The 22,333-nt window shown below is 65.6% G+C and carries 19 protein-coding genes; 12 read left to right on the top strand and 7 right to left on the bottom strand.

The window, feature by feature from the left end; all coding sequences use genetic code 11:
• Together CVM52_RS10100 and CVM52_RS10095 are read left to right on the top strand one after the other, a co-directional pair.
• Positions 1 to 631 (top strand): pseudouridine-5'-phosphate glycosidase (locus CVM52_RS10100; RefSeq protein WP_100162387.1); only part of this gene is annotated, 631 nt, incomplete at its 5' end.
• A gap of 76 nt (positions 632 to 707) precedes the next feature.
• A complete protein-coding gene (locus CVM52_RS10095) occupies positions 708 to 1,382 on the top strand; it encodes a DUF502 domain-containing protein (RefSeq protein ID WP_100162386.1) in 675 nt (224 codons plus the stop codon).
• Here CVM52_RS10095 and CVM52_RS10090 read toward each other — a convergent pair.
• Complete coding sequence (locus CVM52_RS10090) at positions 1,379 to 2,410, bottom strand: patatin-like phospholipase family protein (protein WP_100162385.1); 1,032 nt, start codon at positions 2,408 to 2,410, stop codon at positions 1,379 to 1,381. The genes CVM52_RS10095 and CVM52_RS10090 overlap by 4 nt on opposite strands.
• 178 nt (positions 2,411 to 2,588) lie before the next feature.
• On the opposite strand from CVM52_RS10090, the gene CVM52_RS10085 reads away from it, so the two are divergent.
• Complete coding sequence (locus tag CVM52_RS10085) at positions 2,589 to 3,155, top strand: L,D-transpeptidase (RefSeq protein ID WP_100162384.1); 567 nt, start codon at positions 2,589 to 2,591, stop codon at positions 3,153 to 3,155.
• A gap of 43 nt (positions 3,156 to 3,198) precedes the next feature.
• On the opposite strand, the gene CVM52_RS10080 is transcribed toward CVM52_RS10085, so the two are convergent.
• The gene (locus CVM52_RS10080; protein ID WP_100162383.1) at positions 3,199 to 3,972 is read right to left on the bottom strand and encodes a 3-hydroxybutyrate dehydrogenase; all 774 of its coding nucleotides are present in this window, start codon (positions 3,970 to 3,972) and stop codon (positions 3,199 to 3,201) included.
• A gap of 305 nt (positions 3,973 to 4,277) precedes the next feature.
• Between CVM52_RS10080 and CVM52_RS10075 the strand changes: the two genes are divergently transcribed.
• From CVM52_RS10075 to CVM52_RS10050, 6 genes are all read left to right on the top strand, one after another.
• The gene (locus CVM52_RS10075) at positions 4,278 to 6,095 is read left to right on the top strand and encodes an extracellular solute-binding protein (RefSeq protein WP_100162382.1); all 1,818 of its coding nucleotides are present in this window, start codon (positions 4,278 to 4,280) and stop codon (positions 6,093 to 6,095) included.
• 151 nt (positions 6,096 to 6,246) lie between these two features.
• Entirely contained in the window at positions 6,247 to 6,474 is a 228-nt protein-coding gene (locus tag CVM52_RS10070; RefSeq protein WP_100162381.1) for a hypothetical protein, read from the top strand.
• Between the two features lie 104 nt (positions 6,475 to 6,578).
• A complete protein-coding gene (locus CVM52_RS10065) occupies positions 6,579 to 8,096 on the top strand; it encodes a class I adenylate-forming enzyme family protein (protein ID WP_100162380.1) in 1,518 nt (505 codons plus the stop codon).
• Complete coding sequence (locus CVM52_RS10060) at positions 8,093 to 8,746, top strand: DsbA family oxidoreductase (protein ID WP_100162379.1); 654 nt, start codon at positions 8,093 to 8,095, stop codon at positions 8,744 to 8,746. Before CVM52_RS10065 ends, CVM52_RS10060 begins: the two co-directional genes overlap by 4 nt.
• A 204-nt stretch (positions 8,747 to 8,950) precedes the next feature.
• On the top strand, positions 8,951 to 10,147 hold the full coding sequence (locus CVM52_RS10055) for a multidrug effflux MFS transporter (RefSeq protein WP_100162390.1): 1,197 nt from the start codon (positions 8,951 to 8,953) through the stop codon (positions 10,145 to 10,147).
• 52 nt (positions 10,148 to 10,199) lie between these two features.
• Positions 10,200 to 11,870, top strand: coding sequence for a tetratricopeptide repeat protein (locus CVM52_RS10050; RefSeq protein ID WP_100162389.1), 1,671 nt, complete (start codon positions 10,200 to 10,202; stop codon positions 11,868 to 11,870).
• A gap of 22 nt (positions 11,871 to 11,892) precedes the next feature.
• Here CVM52_RS10050 and CVM52_RS10045 read toward each other — a convergent pair whose 3' ends face one another.
• The 3 genes from CVM52_RS10045 to CVM52_RS10035 form a co-directional block, all read right to left on the bottom strand.
• A complete protein-coding gene (locus CVM52_RS10045) occupies positions 11,893 to 12,306 on the bottom strand; it encodes an SET domain-containing protein (RefSeq protein ID WP_100162378.1) in 414 nt (137 codons plus the stop codon).
• Positions 12,307 to 12,472: 166 nt separating this feature from the next.
• Positions 12,473 to 15,925, bottom strand: coding sequence for a transcription-repair coupling factor (gene mfd / locus CVM52_RS10040; protein WP_100162377.1), 3,453 nt, complete (start codon positions 15,923 to 15,925; stop codon positions 12,473 to 12,475).
• Positions 15,926 to 15,954: 29 nt separating this feature from the next.
• A complete protein-coding gene (locus CVM52_RS10035) occupies positions 15,955 to 16,476 on the bottom strand; it encodes a component of SufBCD complex (protein ID WP_100162376.1) in 522 nt (173 codons plus the stop codon).
• Between the two features lie 116 nt (positions 16,477 to 16,592).
• Here CVM52_RS10035 and hemB point away from each other — a divergent pair, with 116 nt between their 5' ends.
• Entirely contained in the window at positions 16,593 to 17,591 is a 999-nt protein-coding gene (hemB, locus tag CVM52_RS10030; RefSeq protein WP_100162375.1) for a porphobilinogen synthase, read from the top strand.
• 149 nt (positions 17,592 to 17,740) lie between these two features.
• On the top strand, positions 17,741 to 18,316 hold the full coding sequence (locus CVM52_RS10025; protein WP_100162374.1) for a lipid-binding SYLF domain-containing protein: 576 nt from the start codon (positions 17,741 to 17,743) through the stop codon (positions 18,314 to 18,316).
• A 100-nt stretch (positions 18,317 to 18,416) separates the two neighbouring features.
• Here the strand turns inward: CVM52_RS10025 and CVM52_RS10020 are convergent, their stop codons facing one another.
• Positions 18,417 to 18,746, bottom strand: coding sequence for a hypothetical protein (locus CVM52_RS10020; RefSeq protein WP_133119822.1), 330 nt, complete (start codon positions 18,744 to 18,746; stop codon positions 18,417 to 18,419).
• Between the two features lie 108 nt (positions 18,747 to 18,854).
• Positions 18,855 to 19,727, bottom strand: a complete 873-nt coding sequence (locus CVM52_RS10015; protein ID WP_100162372.1) for an NAD(P)-dependent oxidoreductase — start codon at positions 19,725 to 19,727, stop codon at positions 18,855 to 18,857.
• Between the two features lie 118 nt (positions 19,728 to 19,845).
• Between CVM52_RS10015 and CVM52_RS10010 the strand changes: the two genes are divergently transcribed.
• Positions 19,846 to 22,314, top strand: a complete 2,469-nt coding sequence (locus tag CVM52_RS10010) for a penicillin acylase family protein (protein WP_100162371.1) — start codon at positions 19,846 to 19,848, stop codon at positions 22,312 to 22,314.
• The last annotated feature ends 19 nt before the right edge of the window (positions 22,315 to 22,333 follow it).

Genomic DNA, 22,333 nt, shown 5'->3' with positions numbered 1-22,333 from the left:
CGCCACCGGCGGCACCGGCGCCACCACGGTGGCGGCGACGATGATCGCCGCCCGCCAGGCCGGGATCGGCGTGTTCGCCACCGGCGGCATCGGCGGCGTGCACAAGGGCGCCGAGCACAGCTTTGACATCTCCGCCGACCTGCAGGAGCTGGCCCAGACCCCGGTGACGGTGGTGGCGGCGGGCGCCAAGGCGATCCTGGACATCGCCAAGACGCTGGAAGTGCTGGAAACCCTGGGGGTGCCGGTGATCGCCTTCGGGCAGGACGTTTTCCCGGCCTTCTGGTCGGCGCGGTCCGAGTTCGCCGCCCCGCTGCGGATGGACAAGCCCGACACCATCGCCCGCGCCCATGCGCTGCGCGGCGCGCTGGGGCTGCCGGGTGGCCAGCTGGTCGCCAACCCGATCCCCGCCAAGGCCGAGATCCCGGCCGAGACACTGGCCCCGATCATCGCCGCGGCGCAATCCGAGGCCGTCCAGCGCGGCATCACCGGCAAGGCGGTCACGCCCTTCCTGTTGCAGCGCATCTTCGAGGCAACCGAGGGCCGCTCGCTGGAGGCCAACATCGCCCTGGTCCGCAACAACGCGCGGCTGGCGGCGCGCATTGCACAGGCATTGATCAAAATTTTGCGCTGATCGCAAATGCCTGTCCAAGCCCATTGTGAAGCGACGACAATGCACTTAGTTTTCAGTGGGTTTTTGCGGGAAGACAATGAATACCCCATTTGACGAAGACCGGCACCGCCGGCCGGGCCTGCTGGCCCGGTTGCGGGGCTCGTTCCTGACCGGGCTGGTGGTGATCGCACCGGTTGGCCTGACCATCTGGCTGATCTGGACGGTGATCGGCTGGATCGACGGCGTCGTGCTGCCGCTGGTACCCCAGCAGTTCCGGCCCGACCAGTATATCGGTATCAACCTGCGCGGCGTCGGCGTCATCATCTTCCTGATCTTCACCATCATCGTCGGCTGGGTGGCCAAGGGCATCATCGGCCGGTCGCTGATCCGCTATGCCGAAAGCCTGGTGGACCGGATGCCGGTGGTGCGGTCGATCTATTCCGGGATCAAGCAGATCTCGGAAACCGTCTTTGCCCAGACCGAACGGTCGTTCGAAAAGGCCTGCCTGGTGCAATATCCGCGCAAGGGCATCTGGGCCATCGGCTTCATCTCGACCGAGGCGCGCGGTGAAGTGGCCAGAAAGGCGGAGACCAGCGGCCGGTTGCTAAGCGTGTTCATCCCCACAACGCCGAACCCGACCTCGGGCTTTTTGCTCTATTTCCCGGAAGAGGATGTGATCGAGCTGGACATGTCGCTGGAAGACGCCGCCAAGCTGGTGATCTCGGCGGGGCTGGTCTATCCCAACGGCAAGGAGCCGGCAAAACCGGCCTAACCGTACATCTTTTCCAGGTTGACGGTGCTGCGGCTGTTCAGGTCCTGCTTGTGCCGGGACAGGAAAGTGTGGGCGGTGGCCCGTCCCGCCTCTTTCAATTTGTCGACGAAGAACCCGTTCGGCACCAGCTTGGTCGCCACCGACAGATCGGTCATCAGGTCGTCATCGGCGATCATGTGAATCAGCACATTGGATTTTTCTGCCGCGGTCAGCCTGCCCTGTTTCAGCAGCCGCTGCACGAAGGCAATCGCGCGCAATTCGCGCAGCAGTGACGAGTTGAAGCTGATCTCGTTGATCCGGTTCTGGATCTGCTGCGGCGTCACCGGTACCTCTTCCCGCTCCAGCGGGTTGATATTGACGATTACGATATCGGCGGGCAGCGACCGGTCGAACAGCGGGAACAGCGCCGGGTTGCCGCTGTAGCCGCCGTCCCAATACGCCTCGGTCCGGCCGGTCTTGGGGTCGTCGATCTCGACCGCCTGGAACAGCGTCGGCAGGCAGGCCGAGGCCAGGATCGCGTCGGTGGTGATCTCGTCGCCGGAAAACACCCGGATCTTGCCGGTCCTGACGCGGGTGGCGCAGATGAACAGCGCCGGCCCCACATCGGCGCAGACCGGGTCCAGGTCGAAAGCCTCCACCACCTCGCGCAGCGGGTTGCGATAAAACATGCCGAAGCTGTAGGGCGAAGTCATCCGCGCAAAGGCATCGGCCCAGGCGAAGGCCGGGGAATATTCCAGCGCCCGCGCCACCGGCGCGGTCTCCATCCACGACATCCAGGCGCCGAAACCCACGGCATTGACCCCGCCAACCCGGCGCCACAGCGCATCCAGCTGGTCCTTGGCCCCCTGGCGGCCGCCCACGACCAGGCCGGCCTTCAGCGCGGCGCCGTTCAGCGCCCCGGCCGAGGTGCCCGAAATGCCGGCAATTTCGACATCTTCCTCTTCCAGCAACCGGTCGAGCACGCCCCAGGTAAAGGCCCCGTGTGCGCCGCCGCCCTGCAGGGCCAGATTGATCCGCTTGGTCGCCATCCGGCACCTCCTATCGCGTCTGCCTCGGTTCAGGCCGGCACGGCCGCGCAAATGCCCGCAGGCGTTGCGGGCATTGGGCCGGCGCGGTTTCTGCCCGGTCTCGCAGACATGTGAATCGCCACTGCGAGGCCAAGCCACTATGAGTGCGGCGAAAATCAAACGACGCCGAGGCCCGAGCATGTCCCGACTGAACCGCCGCCTGTTTCTGACCACCGCCGCCGCCCAGGCCGCGCTGCTGCCTGCCGCGCCGCTGCTGGCGCAATCCGCCGACCTGGCCGAGGGTGTGCGCCGCAACATGTCCAGCTTTGTCACCCAGGATTGGCGCGATCATTTCGACGATCTGGGGGTTGCCAGCATCGTCTGCGACACCACCTCGCGCGCGCTGCATTTCTGGAGCGGCGACGGTAGCGATTACCGCCTGTATCCGACCTCGGTGCCGCTGCGCGAGGAACTGACCAAACGCGGCTATACAAAGGTGGTCCGCAAGAAAGTCGGCCCCGACTGGACCCCGACGCCGTCGATGATTGAGCGCAACCCCGAGTTGAAATATATGCCGCCGGGCCCCGGCAACCCGCTGGGCACCCATGCGATGTATCTGGACTGGCCCGCCTACCTGATCCACGGCACCCATGACACCCGCAAGATCGGGCGCCGGTCGTCGGATGGCTGCATCGGTCTCTATAACGAGATGATCGAGGAGCTTTTCGCGATCACCCCGATCGGCACCCAGGTGCGTATCATCTAGGCCCGTGCAGCAGCCGCGCATGATCCCGGCGGATGGCACTGCCCTACAGTGCCGTCCAGCCGCCGTCGACACTGATGGTCGTGCCGGTGATCTGCGCCGCCGCGTCCGAGCAGAGAAACACGCAAGTGCCGCCCAGCTGTTCGACGGTGGCGAATTCCTTCGAGGGCTGCCGTTGCAACATGATGTTCTTGATCACGTCCTCGCGGCTCATGTCATATTCTTTCATGGTGTCGGGGATCTGCGCCTCGACCAGCGGGGTCAGCACATAGCCCGGACAGATCGCATTGGCGGTGATCGGCTCTTGCGCGGTCTCCAGCGCCACCACCTTGGTCATCCCGACGATGCCATGCTTGGCCGCGACATAGGCCGATTTGTAGGGCGACGCGGTCAGGCCATGCGCCGAGGCGATGTTCACCACCCGGCCCCAGCCCGCCTTGCGCATCATCGGCAGCGCCGCGGCGGTGGTATGAAAGGCCGAGTTCAAATTGATCGCGATGATCGCATCCCACTTGTCGCTGGGAAATTCGTTGATCGGCGCGACATGCTGGATGCCGGCATTGTTGACCAGGATGTCGCAGGCGCCGGCCTGTTCGATCAGCGCGCGACACTCGTCGCCCTTGGACATGTCCGCCTTGATGTAGCGTGCGGTGACCCCGGTTTCCCCGGCGATCTTCTGCGCCAGGGCATGGTCCTCGTCGGTGTCGGTGAACGAGTTCAACACCACGTCGGCGCCCGCGCGCGCCAGTTCCCAGGCGATACCAAGTCCGATGCCCGAATTCGAGCCGGTGACAACCGCGGTTTTTCCCTTGAGAGACATGCAACGTCCTTTCGAATGGCAATCCGGTTGCGGGCAACCTGCCATGCTGCATCTGCGAAGGGAACGGGAAAGATCAAGCGCACGACCGCCGCCTGCCACGCAGGCGTGCGGGCAGAAAAAAAACGCCCGCGCAAGGCGGGCGTTAAGTTATTGAGGCAGGTTTCATACAGGCAAGAAACCTATCGAGCAGTAACACCGTTATAAGCAATTCCGCCGCGGCATCCAAGCTAAAAGTTTGAAAATACGTGAATCCCTCGCTAGCCTTAGGGCCAAGAAAATAAGGCCAGAGCGGAATTGTTGCCAATATGCGTCCAGATTTTTTCTCACGCCTGCGCGTGATCGCAACCGGATTCGCCCTCGTTTTCGCAGCGCCGGCGGTGCTTGCGGAATCGCAGCATGGCATAGCTATGTACGGCGCGCCGGCCCTACCACCGGATTTTGTGTCGCTGCCTTATGCCAACCCCGAGGCCCCCAAGGGCGGCCGTATCGTATTCGGCAATACCGGTGGCTTTGACTCGCTCAATCCCTTCGTGATCAAGGGCACGTCGCCCTGGCAATTGAGCTTCCTTGGATACGAGTCCCTGATGGGGCGATCGATGGACGAACCCTTCTCGTTATACGGGGTTCTGGCCGAATCAATCGCCACCGCACCGGACCGGTCCTGGGTCGAATTCACCCTGCGGCCCGAGGCGCGGTTCTCCGATGGCAGCCCGGTCACCGTCGAGGATGTGATCTGGTCTTACGAAACCTTGGGCACCCAGGGGCACCTGCGCTATCGCGGATTCTGGTCCCAGGTCGAGTCTATCGCGCAGACCGGCCCCCGGTCGCTGCGGATCAGCTTTGCCAGCGACGACCGCGAATTGGCGCTGATTGCCGGAATGCGCCCGGTTCTGAAAAAGGCGCAGTGGCAGGGCAAGGACATCGCCGATGCGCCGCTGTCGGAGATCCCGATCGGCACCGGACCCTACGTGGTCTCCAGCTACGAGGCCGGGCGCCGCGTGGTGCTGAGCCGGAACCCCGATTACTGGGGCGCCGACATCCCGTTCCGGCGCGGGACGATGAATTTCGACGAGATCCGCCTGGAGTTCTTCGGCGACGAAACCGCTCTGTTCGAGGCGTTCAAGGCCGGCGAGGTCACCGCGCTGCGCGAATACAATGCCGAGAAATGGGCGACGCAATACGACTTTCCCGCGATCACGCGCGGCGAGGTGGTGAAATCCGAACTGCGCCACGGGCGGCCCACCGGCATGACCGGGCTGGTGATGAATACCCGCCGCCCGCAATTTGCCGATTGGCGCGTGCGCGAGGCGATGCTGCTGGCCTTCAATTTCGAGTTCATCAACGACACGGTGACCGGCGGCGCCCAGCCGCGCATCGGCTCGTATTTCGACAATTCCGACCTGGCCATGCGCCCCGGACCGGCCGAGGGCGCGGTGCGTGCCCTGCTGGCGCCCTTTGCCGACACGCTGTTTCCCGGCGCGCTGGAGGGCTATGCGCTGCCGGAATCGGACGGCACCGCGCGCAATCGCGGCAACCTGCGGGCGGCCGCCGACCTGCTGGCGCAGGCCGGCTGGACGGTGCAAGACGGCCAGTTGACCGACGCGGCGGGCACGCCTTTTGCGATCACCGTGCTGCTGCGCCAGGGCGATACCGGCAACGAGACGGTGATGGATATCTACGCGCGGGCGCTGGCCCGGCTGGGCATCGCGGTGCGCATCGACCGGGTCGACAACGCGCAATACGCCGCGCGCGAGGCGCAGCAGGATTTCGACATGACCGCCTTCCGCCGCGACCTGTCGCTGTCGCCGGGCAACGAGCAGCGGCTGTATTGGGGCAGCGCCGGGGCCGAGGCCGAGGGCACCCGCAACCTGATGGGCGCGCGCCAGCCCGCCATCGACGCGATGATCGACGCGATGCTGGCCGCCGACAGCCCCGAGGCCTTCACCGCCGCGGTGCGCGCGCTGGACCGGGCGCTGATGACCGGGCGCTATGTGATTCCGCTGTGGCAATACGATGTCGACCGCATCGCCCATGCCAGTGACCTGCAATTCCCCGATCACACGCCGGTCTATGGCGATCGTCCCGGTTTTCTGCCCGAGGTGTGGTGGCAGGTTCCCGACTGAGCCCGTCGTTTTTGGCACTAACCCGCGGTCGGGGCGCAGCGGACCGGCGGAAAATGGCCGGTTTTCGCCCGCCAGAATCTTCCGGAATCGATTCTCCGAATCTTCTTGTTAGCGTCACAAATTACCGAAGCGAGCGACGAGGATCCGGGGGATGAACTGGTCCGACGCAGCAGATGACTGGCCGGCCTGGAGCCGGCGCATAAGGGACCGGTTCCCGCAGCTTGAACCGGGACAGATCGCGCGCGCGCGATATGACCGAGAGGCCTGCGAAGCCTATATCGCCCGCCGTCAAAACATCTCGTTGATCGAGGCGCGGGAAGAGATCGAGGATCTGCTGTATATCGAGACGCTGGCGCGCGAACTGGCCGCCGCGCAATAGCGCCCGCCCCTTCCGCACAGCGTGGAGCATCGGGCCATCAAGGCAGCCACGTCATCGGGGTGGAACGCTTGCAACGGGTTCGGGCGCGGGATAGCTGTGAACCCATGCTATCGGTTTTCGATCACGGCGCGCCGCCGCCCTGCCCGGCTCCGTTCAACCTTGCCGCGCATGTGTTGGGCCGGGCCCCGGAACTCGGGCCAAAGACGGCGCTGTCGGTGCTCGGGCGCGGTGATCTGCAAGACTGGAGCTATGCCGCGCTGGAATCCGCGGTGCGCGGCACCGGCAGCGGCCTGCTGCAGGCCGGGATCGCGCCGGGCGAGATCGTGCTGCTGCGCCTGGGCAATACCGTGGATTTCCCCATCGCTTACCTGGGGGCCATCGCCGTCGGAATAATCCCGGTGCCGACGTCGTCGCAGCTGACTGAACCCGAGGTCGCCGCCATGGTGGCCGAACTGTCGCCCGCCGCGATCCTGCGTGCGCCCGAGGTTGCCGCGCCGCCACACCCGCGCGAAATCGATCTCGACGCGCTGCGTGCCATGCACAGCCTGCCACCCTGCGCCTATGCCATGGGCGATCCAGACCGGATGGCCTATGCCGTCTATACCTCGGGCACTTCGGGCAAGCCGCGCGCCGTGGCCCATGCCCATCGCGCGATCTGGGCGCGGCAGATGATGTTCGACGGCTGGTACGGCATCGGCGCGGACGACCGCCTGCTGCATGCCGGCGCCTTCAACTGGACCTTCACCCTGGGCACCGGGCTGATGGATCCCTGGACCGTCGGCGCCACCGCGCTGATCCCCGAACCGGGCGCCGACCCGGCCGACCTGCCGCGCCTGCTGAGGGCGCATCGTGCCACGCTTTTTGCCGCCGCGCCGGGAGTTTACCGCAAGCTCCTTCAGCACCACCCCAGGCTGGACCTGCCCGATCTGCGCCATGGCCTCTGCGCCGGGGAAAAACTGTCGCCCAGCCTGCATTCCGCCTGGCAAGCGGCCAGCGGGACGGGATTGTTCGAAGCCTATGGCATGTCGGAATGTTCCACCTTCATCTCGGCCAGCCCGGCGCAGCCGGCACGCGGCGACGTTCTGGGTCAGCCGCAACAGGGCCGCCGCGTCGCGATCCTGGGTCCGGACGGCCCGGTGGCGCGGGGCACGGAAGGCACCATCGCCGTGCACCGCGACGATCCCGGCCTGATGCTGGGCTATCTCGGCGACCCGGCCGAAACCGAGGCACGGATGCGGGGCGACTGGTTCCTGACCGGCGATACCGGGGCGATGGCGGCGGATGGGCAGATCACCTATCTGGGCCGCAGCGACGACATGATGAACGCCGGCGGCTATCGCGTCTCGCCGGTCGAGGTCGAGGCGGCGCTGTCGGCGCATCCCGGCATCACCCAGGTTGGCGCCGCCGAGGTCGAGGTCAAGGCCGACACACGGATCATCGCCGCCTTCTATTCCGGGCCCGTTCCGCTGGACGAGGCCGAGCTGCGTGCCTGGGCGGCCGAGCGGCTGGCCCGTTACAAACAGCCCCGCGCCTATATCTATCTCTCCCGCCTGCCCACCGGGGCCAATGGCAAACTGCTCAGGCGGGCCCTGCCCGCCTATTTCCAAAAGGTGGCTTCATGACCGCATCCCCCGTTCAACTCGATATCCTGTCCGACCCGATCTGCCCGTGGTGCTATATCGGCAAGGCCAACCTCGAAGCCGCGCTGGCCGCCGAACCGGATCATCCCTTTGCCATCCAGTGGCACCCGTTCCAACTGAACCCCGACATGCCGGCCGGTGGCATGGACCGGCAAGCCTATCTGCAGGCCAAGTTCGGTGGCGCCGAGGGCGCGACCCGCGCCTATGCCCCGGTGGCCGAACATGCCAAGGCCGCCGGGCTGAACCTGGATCTCGACGGGATCAGCCGCACGCCCAATACGCTGGATGCCCACCGCCTGATTCACTGGGCCGGGATCGAGCAGCGCCAGCACCAGGCGGTGACCGCCCTGTTCGAAGCCTATTTTGTCCACAGCCGCGATATCGGAGACAACGAAGTGCTGGCCGATATCGCCGACAGCATCGGCATGGACGCTTCGGTGGTGATGCGCCTGCTGGCCTCGGATGCCGACCGCGACGATATTGCCAAACGCGACACCCAAGCGCGCGAGATGGGGGTGCAATCGGTGCCGACCTTCATCGTCGCCGGAAAACATGCGGTTCAGGGCGCCCAGCCCGCCGAATTGTGGCGCAAGGTGATTGCCGAACTGCGTGAAAGCATCCCGTCTGACTAAGCGGATTGGTACACATGGTTATCCACAGAAAAAGTTGACCTAGCGACAACTCTTCCGGTGTCGCGTTGCGGCGGTGAATCGTTGTGTGCGCAGCTGCGCCCACCGCTGTTCGTGGGTGCAGTAGACAAGCCAAACGCTGTATCTGGCCGGTGTCTGTCTAACGTGTTAAGGGCCTTGCAAACAAGGATTCCCGCAATGCGCAGCATGTCCCGGCCCGAATTCATCGCCCTGATCGCGATGATGTTCGCGACCATTGCCTTTTCCGTCGATGCCATGCTGCCGGCGCTGCCGCAGATCGGCCAGGAGCTGAGCCCTGACAACGTCAACCGGGCGCAACTGATCCTGATCTCTTTCATGGTCGGCATGGGCGCCGGCACCTTCATCGTCGGCCCGCTGTCGGACAGTTTCGGGCGCAAGCCGGTGATCCTGGCGGGCTCGGCCATCTACATCGCCGCTTCGGCGGCCTGTCTCTTCGTCGAATCGATCGAGCTGCTGCTGCTGGCGCGGCTGATGCAGGGTCTGGGCGCGTCGGGGCCGCGCGTGGTGTCGCTGGCGATCATGCGCGACCTGTATTCGGGACGGATCATGGCGCGGATGATGTCCATCGCGATGATGATCTTCACCCTCTTTCCCGCCTTCGCCCCGCTGCTCGGCACCGGGATCATCGCGGTGCTGGGCTGGCGCGGCATCTTCCTCGCCTTTATCGTGTTTTCGCTGATCGCCTCGACCTGGATGGCAACCCGGCTGCCGGAAACCCTGCCGAAACCGAACCGCCGGCCGTTCCGGCCGCGGTTGATGATCTCGGCGCTGCACGAGATGGTGACCCATCCGACCGTGCGGCTGTCGATCATCGTGCAATCGCTGTGCATGGGAATGCTGATTACCATGTTGACCATGGTTCAGCAGATCTATGACCTGGTGTTCGACCGTGCCGATGTCTTCCCGTTCTGGTTTGCGGCGTCGGCGCTGGTTGCCGGGCTTGCGAGCCTGCTGAACGCCACCATCGTCGTGCGGATCGGCATGCGCCGGATCGTGACCTGGGTTCTGTTTCTGCAGGTGGTGCTGGCCGCCGGCATGGCGGTGGCCAGCGAACTGACGCTGCCGCACAGCACTTTTTTTGCCCTGTTCGTGGCCTGGCAGGCGACGCTGAACTTTGGCGTCGGCACCACCCTGGGCAATCTCAACGCCATCGCGATGGAGCCGATGGGCCATATCGCCGGCATGGCCGCCTCGGTCATCGGCGCGCTATCGACGATCCTGGCCGCCTGCATCGCCACGCCGGTGGGCCAGTTGTTCAACGGCACCATCCAGCCGATGGCGTTCGGCATCCTGACGATGGCCGGCGCCGGTTACCTGCTGATGCTGCGGATGAAGCGGGTCGAAGAATTGCAGGCGGTATGAGACGGCCCACCGCGATGCTATGATCGCGGTGGCGAACACAGGCGGAGGCGTTATGGCGGATGAATATGGCTATGATCTGGGGGCGTATGGCCTTGCCATCACCACCGGGTCACCCGAGGCGCAGCTGTGGTTCGATCGCGGGCTGAACTGGACCTATGGTTTCAATCACAAGGAGGCGATTGCCTGCTATCGCCGCGCGCTGGAGCATGACCCGGCCTGCGCCATGGCCTGGTGGGGCATCGCCTATGCCGCCGGGCCGAATTACAACCTGCCCTGGGAACTGCTGGACGAGCGCGGCCGCGCCGACGCGCTGGCCGAGGCCTGGGACGCGACACAGGCGGCGCTGAAACATGCCGACACCGCCAGCCCGGCGGAACAGGCGCTGATCCACGCCCTGCCCGCCCGCTATCCGCAACGCGCGCCGGTCGCCGATATGACGGTTTGGGACCGCGACTTTGCCGATGCCATGCGCGCGGTACAAAAGGCGTTTCCCGACCATCTCGACATCCGTTCGATCTGTGTCGAGTCGCTGATGGACCTCACCCCCTGGCAGATGTGGGATCTGCGGCTGGGCCGGGCCAAGGACGGTGCCTGCACCGAAGAGGCGCAGCAGCTGCTGGAAGAGGCGCTGCAGCACCAGCCGGGGGCGATGGCCCATCCCGGCCTGCTGCACCTGTATGTGCATCTGATGGAGATGTCGCCACATCCGGAAAAGGCGCTGCAGGCAGGCGATGTGCTGCGCACCCTGGTGCCAGATGCCGGGCATCTGGTGCACATGCCGACCCATATCGACGTGCTGTGCGGCCATTACCACGACGTGGTGTTCTGGAACCAGAAGGCGGTCGAGGCCGACCTGAAGTATTTCCAGCGCGAAGGCGCCTTCAACATCTATACCGGCTATCGCCAGCACAATTACCATTTCGTCATCTATGGTGCGCTGTTCCTGGGCCAGATCGAACCGGCGCTGGAGGCGGTGCGCGGCCTGTTCGCGACCGTGCCCGAGGAGATGCTGAAGGTCGAAAGCCCGCCGATGGCGGATTATTTCGAAAGCTACATGGCGATGGAGCCGCATATCCTGATCCGCTTTGGCCGCTGGCAGGAGGCGATTGCGCTGACCCCGCCTGAGGATCCCGACCTCTGGGCGACGCTGAACGCCACCGTGCACTATGCCCGCGCGGTGGGATTTGCCGCGCTGGGGCAAGTGGCCGAGGCCGAGGCGGCCGAACAGGAGTTCCTGGCCGCCTGCGCGCGGCTGCCCGAGACGCGGCTGCTGCACAACAACCGCGTGGTCGACCTGATGGAGATCGGCAAAGAGATGGTGCGCGGTGAGATCGCCTATCGCAAGGGCCAGTACGACCAGGCCTTTACCCATCTTCGCCGCGCCGTCGCACTGGATGACGGGCTGCCTTATGACGAGCCCTGGGGCTGGATGCAGCCGGCGCGCCACGCGCTGGGGGCGCTTTTGCTGGAACAGGGCCGCGTGGCCGAGGCCGAGGCGGTCTATCGCGAGGATCTGGGCCTGGGCGGGCAGCTGAGCCGCGCCACCGTGCATCCCGACAATGTGTGGAGCCTGAAGGGGCTGCATGATTGCCTGGCCGCGCGCGGCGAGGCGGTCGAGATCGTGCAGGTGCGCCAGCGGCTGGAACTGGCCCGCGCCCGCGCCGACCGGGCGGTCGGCGCGTCCTGTTTCTGTGCGCAGGCGGCGATGCGGGCGGCGGAGTGATCCATCGCCCGCTGGCGCGGCCTCACACCGCCAGCGCCACCGGCTGGTGCACCGCGTGGCGCGGCGGCTGCATCACCAGGTTCTCGCCGATCTCGCGATAGTCGCAGGTGATCTCCACCCCCGCCGGGATGTCGACCAGCGCATAGCCGTGATCGAGCGCGGTAAAATCGGTGTTGGGCCGGTCGGAATGGTTCATGAACCGCCCCTCGTCCGATTCCAGCACCAGCATCGCCGGGTTCTTCACATCGACATAGGCATAGCGTTCGATGAACTCGCGCACATGCTCGGGATACTGTCCCAGATGATCGATCGGGATCCGCATGTCGAGCAGCGGATCGCTTTGCCAGATCACCTGGCCCTTGGCGATGGGGTCACGACAGAAGATGCCCAGCCCCTCGATCGACGACGGAGCCAGGTAGCAGCGCACAGTCATCATGCGCCATATCCTTTTCAAAGAGACCGGCCCGCCGTCCGGACTGTGAGAAAGGGGACACCCCCACGCCCGGCGGTCGGCGCATAACAAGCTAAGCGATCAATCCGGGGCGTTTGCAACAGCTATTTGCCGCGACCCGCGGCGGCACCCGCGGTGGGCATTCGGCCGCTCAGCCGGCGCGGCCCTGCGCCGCCTTGACCTTTTCCGCCAGGTCGCGGGCGATGGCGAAGGCGCCCTTGATCTTGTCGCTTTCCTTGTTCCAGTCGCGCCGGACCACGATCTTGTTGTCCTTGACCTTGGCCAGGCCGTCCTGCGCCTTGATGAAGTCGACCAGCCCCTGCGGATTGGCGAACTTGTCGTTGTGGAACTGGATCGTCGCGCCTTTCGGCCCGCCATCCAGCTTGGCGATGCCGGCCCGTTTGCACATCGCCTTGATGCGCACCACCAGCAGCAGCGTGTTGACCTCGCGCGGCAGCTTGCCGAAACGGTCGATCAGCTCGGCGGCGAAGCCTTCCAGCTCGACCTTGGTCGACAGCGACGACAGGCGGCGATAGAGGCCCAGCCGCACATCGAGATCGGGCACATAGGCCTCGGGGATCAGCACCGCGACGCCCAGGTTGATCTGCGGCGCCCATTGCTCGTCGATCTCGGACAGCCCCTCCATCGCACCGGAGCGGATCTTGGCAATCGCCTCCTCCAGCATCGACTGGTAGAGTTCATAGCCGACGTCGCGCATCTGGCCCGACTGTTCCTCGCCCAGCAGGTTGCCGGCGCCGCGAATGTCCAGATCCTGGCTGGCCAGCGTGAAGCCGGCGCCCAGCGTGTCGAGCGAGCCCAGCACTCGCAGCCGTTTTTCCGCCGCCTCGGTGAGTTTCGCGCGCGGCTTGGTGGTCAGATAGGCATAGGCGCGGGTTTTCGACCGCCCGACCCGGCCACGGATCTGATAGAGCTGCGCCAGCCCGAACATGTCGGCACGGTGCACGATCATGGTGTTGGCGGTAGGAATATCCAGGCCCGACTCGACGATGGTGGTGGCCAGCAGCACGTCGTATTTGCCATCGTAGAAGGCGTTCATCCGGTCGTCCAGCTCGCCCGCCGCCATCTGGCCATGGGCCACGACATAGGACAGTTCGGGCATCTGCTCTTTCAGGAACTCCTCGATCTCGGGCAGGTCCGAGATGCGCGGCACCACGTAGAAACTCTGCCCGCCGCGGTAATGTTCGCGCAGCAGCGCCTCGCGCACCGTGACCGCGTCGAATTCGCTGACATAGGTGCGGATGGCCAAACGGTCGACCGGCGGCGTGCCGATGATGCTGAGATCGCGCACCCCCGACAGCGACAGCTGCAACGTCCGCGGGATCGGCGTGGCGGTCAGCGTCAGAACGTGAATGTCGCTGCGCAGCTGTTTCAGCCGCTCCTTGTGGGTGACGCCGAAATGCTGTTCCTCATCCACAATCAGCAATCCGAGATTGCTGATCCGGATGCCCTTGGCCAGCAGCGCATGGGTGCCGATCACGATATCGACCGTGCCCTTGGCCAGCCCGTCGCGGGTCAGCTGCGCGTCGCGGGCCGAGACAAAGCGGCTGAGCTGGCGCACGGTGACCGGGAACCCGCGGAAGCGTTCGGCAAAGCTGGCGTAATGCTGCCGCGCCAGCAGCGTGGTGGGCGCGATCACCGCCACCTGCACCCCGGACATGGCGGCGACAAAGGCGGCGCGCATTGCCACCTCGGTCTTGCCGAAGCCGACATCGCCGCAGACCAGCCGGTCCATCGGCGTGCCCGAGGTCATGTCGCCCAGCACGTCGGAAATGGCGCGCAGCTGGTCGTCGGTCTCCTCATAGGGGAAACGCGCCGAAAACGCCTCCCAGGCGTGATGGTCGGGCTCCAGCACCGGCGCCTGGCGCAGCGCGCGTTCGGCGGCGACGCGGATCAGCCGGTCGGCCATCTCGCGGATGCGTTCCTTCAGCCGCGCCTTCTTGGCCTGCCAGGCCCCGCCGCCCAGCTTGTCGAGCAGGCCTTCCTCATGGCCATAGCGCGACAGCAATTCGATATTCTCGACCGGCAGGTACAGCCGCGCGCTGTCGGCATATTCCAGCGCCAGGCATTCATGCGCCGCGCCGGCCGCGGTGATCACCTCCAGCCCATGATACCGCCCGATGCCGTGATCGACATGCACCACCAGGTCGCCGGGCGACAGCGACTGTGCCTCGGTCAGGAAATTCTCGGCGCGGCGTTTCTTTTTCGGCGCCCGGATCAGCCGGTCGCCCAGCACATCCTGTTCCGAGATCACCGTCAGATCCGGCGTTTCGAAGCCGTGTTCCAGCGCCCAGACCGCCAGGTGCAGCCCGCGCTTGCCGATGCGGATGCCATTGGGCACCGGGATCGCCTCGGCCAGGCCCTCATCCTCGATCAGCCCGGTCAGGCGTTCGCGCGCGCCTTCGGAATAGGAGGCGATAACCACCGGGCCCTTTTCAAGCTTTGCCTGAACATGGGCCGCCAGGGCGCCGAACAGGCTGATATTTTCCTGCTGGCGTTCGGGCGCAAAATTGCGCCCGATCCGCCCGCCGGCATCGATCACGCCGGGGCCGCTGGCCTGCGGCAGCGGATGGAATTGCAACTTGCGCTGGTCGCGCACCGCCGCTGTCCAAGCGGCGTCATCGAGGTAGAGCAGCCCCGGCGGCGCCGGTTTATAGACGCTGTCCAGCCGGTTCTTCTGCTGCAAGGCCAGGCGGCGGGTTTCGTACTGGTCGGCGATGCTGTCCCAGCGGGCCAGGCGCATCGGCGTCGACTGGTCGTCCAGCGTGACCGAGGCATCAGGCAGATAGTCGAACAGGGTTTCCAGGGTCTCGTGAAAGAAAGGCAGCCAGTGTTCGATGCCCTGGTGCTTGCGCCCGGCGCTGACCGCCTCGTAGAGCGGGTCGTCGGTGCCCGCGGCGCCGAACTCGATGCGATAATTCTGCCGGAACCGGGTGATCGCCGCCTCGTCCAGGATCACCTCGCTGACCGGGGCCAGTTCCACCACCTCCAGCTGTTCGGTGGTGCGCTGCGTTGCCGGGTCGAAGCGGCGCGCGCCGTCCAGCACATCGCCGAACAGGTCCAGCCGCACCGGCCCGGCCTCGCCCGGCGGATAGATGTCGATAATGCCGCCGCGCACGGCGTAATCGCCCGGCTCCATCACCGTGGGGCTTTGCGAAAACCCCATGCGCACGAGAAAGCCGCGCAGCGCCTCCTCGTCGATCCGGTCGCCGACCCGCGCGCTGAAGGCGGCGTCGCGCAGCACCGCCCGCGCCGGGATTCGCTGGGTCGCGGCGTTCAGCGTGGTCAGCAGCACGAAGTGTTTCGGCATCTGGTGGACCAGCGCCGCCAGCGTCGCCATCCGCGCCGCCGAGATATCGGCATTGGGCGACACCCGGTCATAAGGTAGGCAATCCCAGCTGGGGAAGGCCATCACCGGCATGTCCGGCGCGAAGAAGGCCAGCGCCGCCCGCATCGCCGCCAGCCGCTTGTCATCGCGCGCGACATGGATCACCGGGCCGTCGCGGCGGGCGACCTCATCCAGGATCAGCCTTGCGTCGAAGCCTTCGGGCGCGCCGCCAACTGTGATATGTTCCGGTGCCGTCATGGGTAAGCGGGCCTGAAGGTCTGGAGGCGTCAGAGCACGCCGATATGCAGGTTCTGGTACATGCCCCAGAGCGCGGTGACAAAGATGGACACCACGCCGATCAGCTGGGTGTAAAGGCGATGCCGGGTCAGCCGCTTGCGCAGCTGTTCCCCCTGGGCGTTGTCAACTTCGATCCGATGCGCGGTGTTCAGGCTCAGCAGGGCGACCATCGACATCGGAAAGCCCAGCAGGAACAGCGCCTGGGCAAATTCGATCTTGTAGTAGAACCCCAGCATCGCCAGCGCCGACAGGATGAAACATCCAAAGCCCAGCAGCCAGAGCCCGGACAGCCGGCCGATATAGAGCAGCCGGTTGACGTTGACGCGGGTGATGTCCTCGAGATCCTGCTCGGCCTGGCCGCCATGGCGGCGGGCGCGGTGCACCATGTCGAAGGGCACGCCGATCACCCAATGGCTTGCCGTCGACCACACCACCGCCAGCGCGATCCAGAACCAAAGGTTCGAAAAGGACCGCATGTCGATCAGCTCGAAGATCGAGGTATACCAGTCCACGAATGCTGCCCCTTACCCTGCTGCCTGCCGCGCCGCCCGGATGGCAGCAATTGACACTCTTGTGACGGTCGGCATTCCATGCCACCCAGAGCCGGAATGTGCAAGGAGACCGTGCCATGAAACCGACCGTCGCGCCCTACCCCTCGGCCCGCCTGCGCCGTGTGCGGAAAACCGCGGCGGTGCGCGGTCTTGTGCGGGAAAACCTGTTGTCGGTGCAGGATCTGATCTGGCCGGTTTTCGTGCGCGAGGGCAAGGGCGAGGAAGAACCGATCGCCTCGATGCCCGGCGTGATGCGGCGCAGCGCCGACCTGATCGCCAAGGCGGCGAAAGAGGCACATGGGCTGGGCATTGGCGCGATCTGCATCTTTCCCTACACGCCGCTGCACCAGCGGACCGAGGATTGCGCCGAGGCCTGGAACCCCGACAATATCGCCAACCGCGCGATCCGCGCGGTCAAGGAGGCGGTGCCCGAGATGGCGGTGATGACCGATGTGGCGCTGGACCCCTATAACATCAACGGCCATGACGGTTTTGTCGTCGACGGCAAAATCGTCAATGACCGCACGGTCGAGGCGCTGGTGCGCATGGCGCTGGCCCAGGCCGAGGCCGGGGCCGACATCATCGGCCCCTCCGACATGATGGATGGCCGCATTGGGGCCATCCGCAACGCACTTGAATCTGGCGGCCATCACGAGGTGATGATCCTGAGCTATGCCGCGAAATACGCCAGCAGCTTTTACGGCCCGTTCCGCGACGCGGTGGGCGCGACCGGCGCGCTGACCGGCGACAAGAACACCTATCAGATGGACCCGGCCAATTCCGACGAGGCGCTGCGCCTGGTCGAACGCGATCTGAACGAGGGCGCGGATATGGTGATGGTGAAACCGGGCATGCCCTATCTGGACACCTGCCGCCGGGTGAAGGACATGTTCGGGGTGCCCACCTTCGCCTATCAGGTCTCCGGCGAATACGCGATGATGCAGGCGGCGGTGCAGAATGGCTGGCTGGAGGGCGACAAGGTGATGATGGAAAGCCTGATCGCCTTCAAACGGGCCGGATGCGACGGGGTGCTGACCTATTTCGCCCCAGCGGCGGCGCGGCTGCTGAACGGCTGAAACCGGCGTCAATCGAAAGATTCAGATCCGGGCGGGAACCCGCCGGCCCGGGCGGCTTCCTGCGTGACAATGTGACGAGTTCGCCTTATATCTTGTGGCAAGGCCGTGCAAATCGGCCATATCGTGCAGCACTACAGGCAGACATCATTATGAGCATCTCACCTTCAAACCGTCTGACGCGGCGTGGCTTCACGCTGGCCGCGCTGGCCGGGGTTTCCATGACCGCCGCCTGCGGTAACGGCGTCGGCAACAGCAATGCGGCCAAGATCGACGCCCGCGTCGATGCCACCCTGAACGAAATGTACGCGCTCTATCCCAACACGGTGACGCTGTCGCAGAAGGCCACCGGGTTGCTGGTGATGCCGCTGGTCACCGAGGCCGGGTTCTGGTTCGGCGGCGCCTTCGGGCGCGGGGCGCTGCGGGTGAACGGCGTGACGGTGGATTATTATTCCACCACCAAGGCCAGCGCCGGCCTGCAGATCGGGGCGCAGCAATATGCGCATGTGTTGTTTTTCATGACCGACGCGGCGCTGGCCGATTTCCGCAGGTCCTCGGGCTGGGCCGCGGGCGGCGATCTGGAATACGTGATCCGCGATGTCGGCGACTCGCTGGCCACCGATACCACGATCCTGCGTACGCCGGTTCTGGCGGCGGTGTTCGGCCGCGCGGGCCTGCGCGTGGGGGCCACGCTGGAAGGCACCAAATACACCCGGATCATTCCCTGATCTTGAGCGGTTTCCCGCACCTGATCGGGACATGAAAAACGCCGGACCAAAAGGTCCGGCGTTTTGATGTGGCTGGCACACCCGGTAAATTTTGACGGCGTTAGCTGTCCGAGCCGGTGACAAGTTCTTCACCTTGCAGGTTGCCTTCACCGCGCGATTGGGTCTCGACGGTGCTGCTGATGCCGCCGGTGTAGCTTTCACCTTCGTCTTCGACAACTTCAGCGCTCTGCTCGTTCTGATTGCCGCGCGAAGCGTCTTCAACATCCGATTCCATGCCGTCGCCCGGTTCGATCAGCTTGGCTTCCGTTCCGATCTCTTCGCTCTGCAGGTTCTCTTCGCCGCGCTGGGCCGAGTCGACGCCGCCGCTGGCGGCAAAGGCGCTGGTGGCAAACAGTGCGGTGGCGAGTGCGGTAGTCAGTGTCAGTTTCATCTTGTTTCCCTTTCCGCGACCGTCTGGGCCGCTGTTGCACGTCCCCAACCCCGGCCCGCATGGAAAGGTTCCTCACGCCATATAACGGCTGCGTGAGACTGGCCGCCGCTAGCCGGCGGCGCGCAGACGCTTGAACAGGCTCGACGTGTCCCAACGCCCGCCGCCCATTTTCTGCACGTCCTTGTAGAACTGATCGACCAGCGCGGTCACCGGCAGCGACGCGCCGGTCTCGTCGGCGGTGGCCAGACAAATCCCCAGATCCTTGCGCATCCAGTCGACGGCAAAACCATGCTCGAAATGATCGTCCAGCATGGTTTCATAGCGGTTCGCCATCTGCCACGAACCCGCGGCGCCCTGGCTGATCACCTCGACCACGTCGCGCCCGTCCAGACCGGATTTCTCGGCCATGTGCAGCGCCTCGGACAGGCCCTGCACCAGCCCGGCAATGGCGATCTGGTTGCACATCTTGGTCAGCTGCCCGGCGCCGCTGTCGCCCAGACGGCGGCAGATCTTGGCATAGGCTGCGATGATCGGCTCGGCTCGGGCATAGGCGCCCTCGTCGCCGCCGCACATCACCGACAGCGCACCGTTTTCGGCCCCCGCCTGCCCGCCCGAGATCGGCGCATCGACAAAGCTGATCTGCTTGGCATCGGCCGCGGCGTAGAGTTCGCGGGTGACCTTGGCCGACACCGTGGTGTGATCGACAAAGACCGAGCCGCTGCTCATCCCGGCAAAGGCGCCGTCCTCGCCCAGGCAGACGCTGCGCAGATCGTCGTCATTGCCGACGCAGGACATCACGAAATCGGCGCCCGTGGCGGCCTCGCGCGGGGTCGCCGCAGTGGCACCGCCATGTTCCTCGGCCCAGCTTTGCGCCTTGGTCGCGGTACGATTATAGACGGTGACCGTATGCCCGGCCTTCTGCAGATGCCCCGCCATCGGGTATCCCATCACGCCCAGGCCCAGAAACGCCAGCTTTGCCATCTGCTTTCCCCTTGAGATCACTTCCCTTACACTGACGCATTAATTATCAGGCATACCGGTCCGGTCAATCGCGTTGCGGGCCATCGGCTACGGGTTACCCATCAGCACAGGGGAAGATATGGCGCTTGTCTTTCGATGGCTTCTACGCCTTGCCGGGGCGCTGGTCCTGCTGGTGGTGCTGGGGGTGGGCCTGATCTATTTCCTCGCCTCGCAGTCGCTGCCCGATTATGACCGCACGGTCAGCGTGCAGGGCGTGACCGCACCGGTGGAAATCGTGCGCGACAACGCGGCGGTGCCGCATATCTTCGGCGAGACCGACAGCGACGTGTTCTTCGGCCTCGGCTATGCCCATGCGCAGGACCGGCTGTGGCAGATGACCATGCTGCGGCGCACCGCGCAGGGGCGGCTTTCCGAGGTGTTCGGCACCCGCACCGTGGGCATCGACCGGCTGTTGCGGCGGCTGGACCTGTACCGCCTGGCGCAGCAATCGGTCGAGGCGCAGGATGCACCGACCCGCGCGGCGCTGACCGCCTATGCCGCTGGCGTCAATGCCCGCCTGGCCGAGATCAATGAACGCGCCCTGGGCCGTGGCGCGCCCGAGATGTTCCTGTTCGACGTCACCGTGGCGCCTTGGCAGCCGGGCGATTCGCTGGCGATCATCAAGCTGATGGCGCTGCAGCTGGCCGGGCATCTGCAGGACGAGGTGCTGCGCGCGCGCACCTCGCTGATGCTGGAGGATGCCGACCGCCTGGCCGATATCCTGCCCGATGCGCCGGGCAGCGGCATCGCCGCGTTGCCGGAATATGCCGCGATGTTCCCCGGCCTGCCCCGCTATGCCGAGGCCGGCCCGGATCCCGACACGCCGCTGTGGCCGGTGCCGGCACGCGGACTGGCCGGGGCCTCCAACGCCTGGGCGGCCGCCCCCAACCGTTCCGCCGCGGGCGGCACCCTGCTGGCCAATGACCCGCATCTGGGGTTTACCGCCCCCTCGACCTGGTACCTGGCGCGGCTGGAACTGGCGAAGGGTGGCGTGATCGGCGCCACCGTGCCGGGCATGCCGGTGGTGCTGAGCGGGCGCAGCGCGCATCTGGGCTGGGGCCTGACCTCGTCCTACCTGGACGATCAGGATCTCTATATCGAGCGGTTGAACCCGGACAATCCCGAGGAATACCTGACGCCCGACGGCTATAAGCGCTTTGACTCGCGCCCCTCGATCATCGAAATCAAGGATGCGCCGCCAATCACCCTGACCCTGCGCTGGACCGAGAACGGACCGGTCCTGCCCGGCAGCCGATACGCCCTGGAAACGATCACGCCGCAAGGCCATGTCGTGTCGCTGGCCTGGACCGCGCTCAGCCCGCGGGACACCTCGATGTCTGCCGCGCTGGCGGTGATGGGTGCCTCTACGGTGCGCGAGGCAATCGCCGCCTCGGAAGGCTATATCGCGCCGTCACAGAACCTGATGCTGGCCGATCAGGAGACCATCGCGCTGAAAACCATCGGCGCGGTGCCCCGCCGCGATCCGCGCCACCAAAGCCGCGGCCGCCTGCCCAGCCAGGGCTGGCGCGCCGAGAACCGCTGGCAGGGGCGGATGCCCTATGCCTCGAACCCGGAATTCGTCAGCCCGCGCGGCGGTATCCTGGGCAACACCAACAACAAGATCGTCGAACGCCCCTTCCCCAACCACATCTCGTATGAATGGGGCGATACCCAGCGGATCAACCGGTGGCAGCGCCTGATGCAATCGCGCGAGGTGCATACGCGCGACAGCTTTATCGAGGCACAGCTGGACCCGGTCAGCTTTACCGCCCGGTCGCTGCTGCCGCTGATCGGCGCCGACCTGTGGTTCACCGGCCAGGCCGCGCCCGAAGGCACGCCCGAGCGGCAGCGGCAGATCGCGCTGGCGCTGTTGGCCGACTGGAACGGCGAGATGAACGAACATATGCCCGAGCCGCTGATCTACGCCGCCTGGCTGCGGGCATTGCAAGAGCGGCTGATCCGCGACGAGTTGGGGCCGCTGGCGGAAGAGTTCAAACATGTCGAGCCGCTGTTCATCGAACGGGTCTACCGCGATATCGACGGCGCCGCCGCCTGGTGCGATATCCGCCAGAGCGCGCCGCGCGAAACCTGCACCGACATGGCGCGGCTGGCGCTGGACGACGCGCTGATCTGGATCAACGAACGCTATGGCGGATCGCTGGAATCGCTGCGCTGGGGCGACGCGCACCAGGCCACCCATGACCACCCGGTTCTGGGCGAGGTGCCGGTGCTGCGCTATTTCGTCAATATTCGCCAGTCGACCAGCGGTGGCGACAACACGCTACAGCGCGGCCGCACCTCGGGCGAAGGCCCCGACCCGTTCCAGAACGTGCACGGGGCAGGCTTTCGCGGCGTTTATGACTTCGCCGACCCGAACAGCTCGGTCTTCATCATCTCGACCGGTCAATCCGGACATTTCCTGTCGCGCCATTACGACGACATGGCACAGCTGTGGCGGCGGGGCGAATACGTGCCGATGTCGCTGGACGTGAACCTGGCGCGGGCGGCCGCGGTCGGGGTGACCCGCCTGATGCCCCGGACTCCGTGAGGGGCAGAAACTACGGATA

This window comes from Pseudooceanicola lipolyticus, assembly GCF_002786325.1.
Classification (GTDB): Bacteria; Pseudomonadota; Alphaproteobacteria; order Rhodobacterales; family Rhodobacteraceae; genus Pseudooceanicola_C; species Pseudooceanicola_C lipolyticus.
This window is presented reverse-complemented; position numbering and strand designations above follow the sequence as displayed.

What these genes read in the sequence shown, in the direction of transcription:
- CVM52_RS10095 (WP_100162386.1), top strand. Translation starts at nt 708, where the DNA reads ATGAATACCCCATTTGACGAAGACCGGCACCGCCGGCCGGGCCTGCTG.
- CVM52_RS10090 (WP_100162385.1), bottom strand. Translation starts at nt 2,410, where the DNA reads ATGGCGACCAAGCGGATCAATCTGGCCCTGCAGGGCGGCGGCGCACAC.
- CVM52_RS10085 (WP_100162384.1), top strand. Translation starts at nt 2,589, where the DNA reads ATGTCCCGACTGAACCGCCGCCTGTTTCTGACCACCGCCGCCGCCCAG.
- CVM52_RS10080 (WP_100162383.1), bottom strand. Translation starts at nt 3,972, where the DNA reads ATGTCTCTCAAGGGAAAAACCGCGGTTGTCACCGGCTCGAATTCGGGC.
- CVM52_RS10075 (WP_100162382.1), top strand. Translation starts at nt 4,278, where the DNA reads ATGCGTCCAGATTTTTTCTCACGCCTGCGCGTGATCGCAACCGGATTC.
- CVM52_RS10070 (WP_100162381.1), top strand. Translation starts at nt 6,247, where the DNA reads ATGAACTGGTCCGACGCAGCAGATGACTGGCCGGCCTGGAGCCGGCGC.
- CVM52_RS10065 (WP_100162380.1), top strand. Translation starts at nt 6,579, where the DNA reads ATGCTATCGGTTTTCGATCACGGCGCGCCGCCGCCCTGCCCGGCTCCG.
- CVM52_RS10060 (WP_100162379.1), top strand. Translation starts at nt 8,093, where the DNA reads ATGACCGCATCCCCCGTTCAACTCGATATCCTGTCCGACCCGATCTGC.
- CVM52_RS10055 (WP_100162390.1), top strand. Translation starts at nt 8,951, where the DNA reads ATGTCCCGGCCCGAATTCATCGCCCTGATCGCGATGATGTTCGCGACC.
- CVM52_RS10050 (WP_100162389.1), top strand. Translation starts at nt 10,200, where the DNA reads ATGGCGGATGAATATGGCTATGATCTGGGGGCGTATGGCCTTGCCATC.
- CVM52_RS10045 (WP_100162378.1), bottom strand. Translation starts at nt 12,306, where the DNA reads ATGATGACTGTGCGCTGCTACCTGGCTCCGTCGTCGATCGAGGGGCTG.
- mfd (WP_100162377.1), bottom strand. Translation starts at nt 15,925, where the DNA reads ATGACGGCACCGGAACATATCACAGTTGGCGGCGCGCCCGAAGGCTTC.
- hemB (WP_100162375.1), top strand. Translation starts at nt 16,593, where the DNA reads ATGAAACCGACCGTCGCGCCCTACCCCTCGGCCCGCCTGCGCCGTGTG.
- CVM52_RS10025 (WP_100162374.1), top strand. Translation starts at nt 17,741, where the DNA reads ATGAGCATCTCACCTTCAAACCGTCTGACGCGGCGTGGCTTCACGCTG.
- CVM52_RS10020 (WP_133119822.1), bottom strand. Translation starts at nt 18,746, where the DNA reads ATGAAACTGACACTGACTACCGCACTCGCCACCGCACTGTTTGCCACC.
- CVM52_RS10015 (WP_100162372.1), bottom strand. Translation starts at nt 19,727, where the DNA reads ATGGCAAAGCTGGCGTTTCTGGGCCTGGGCGTGATGGGATACCCGATG.
- CVM52_RS10010 (WP_100162371.1), top strand. Translation starts at nt 19,846, where the DNA reads ATGGCGCTTGTCTTTCGATGGCTTCTACGCCTTGCCGGGGCGCTGGTC.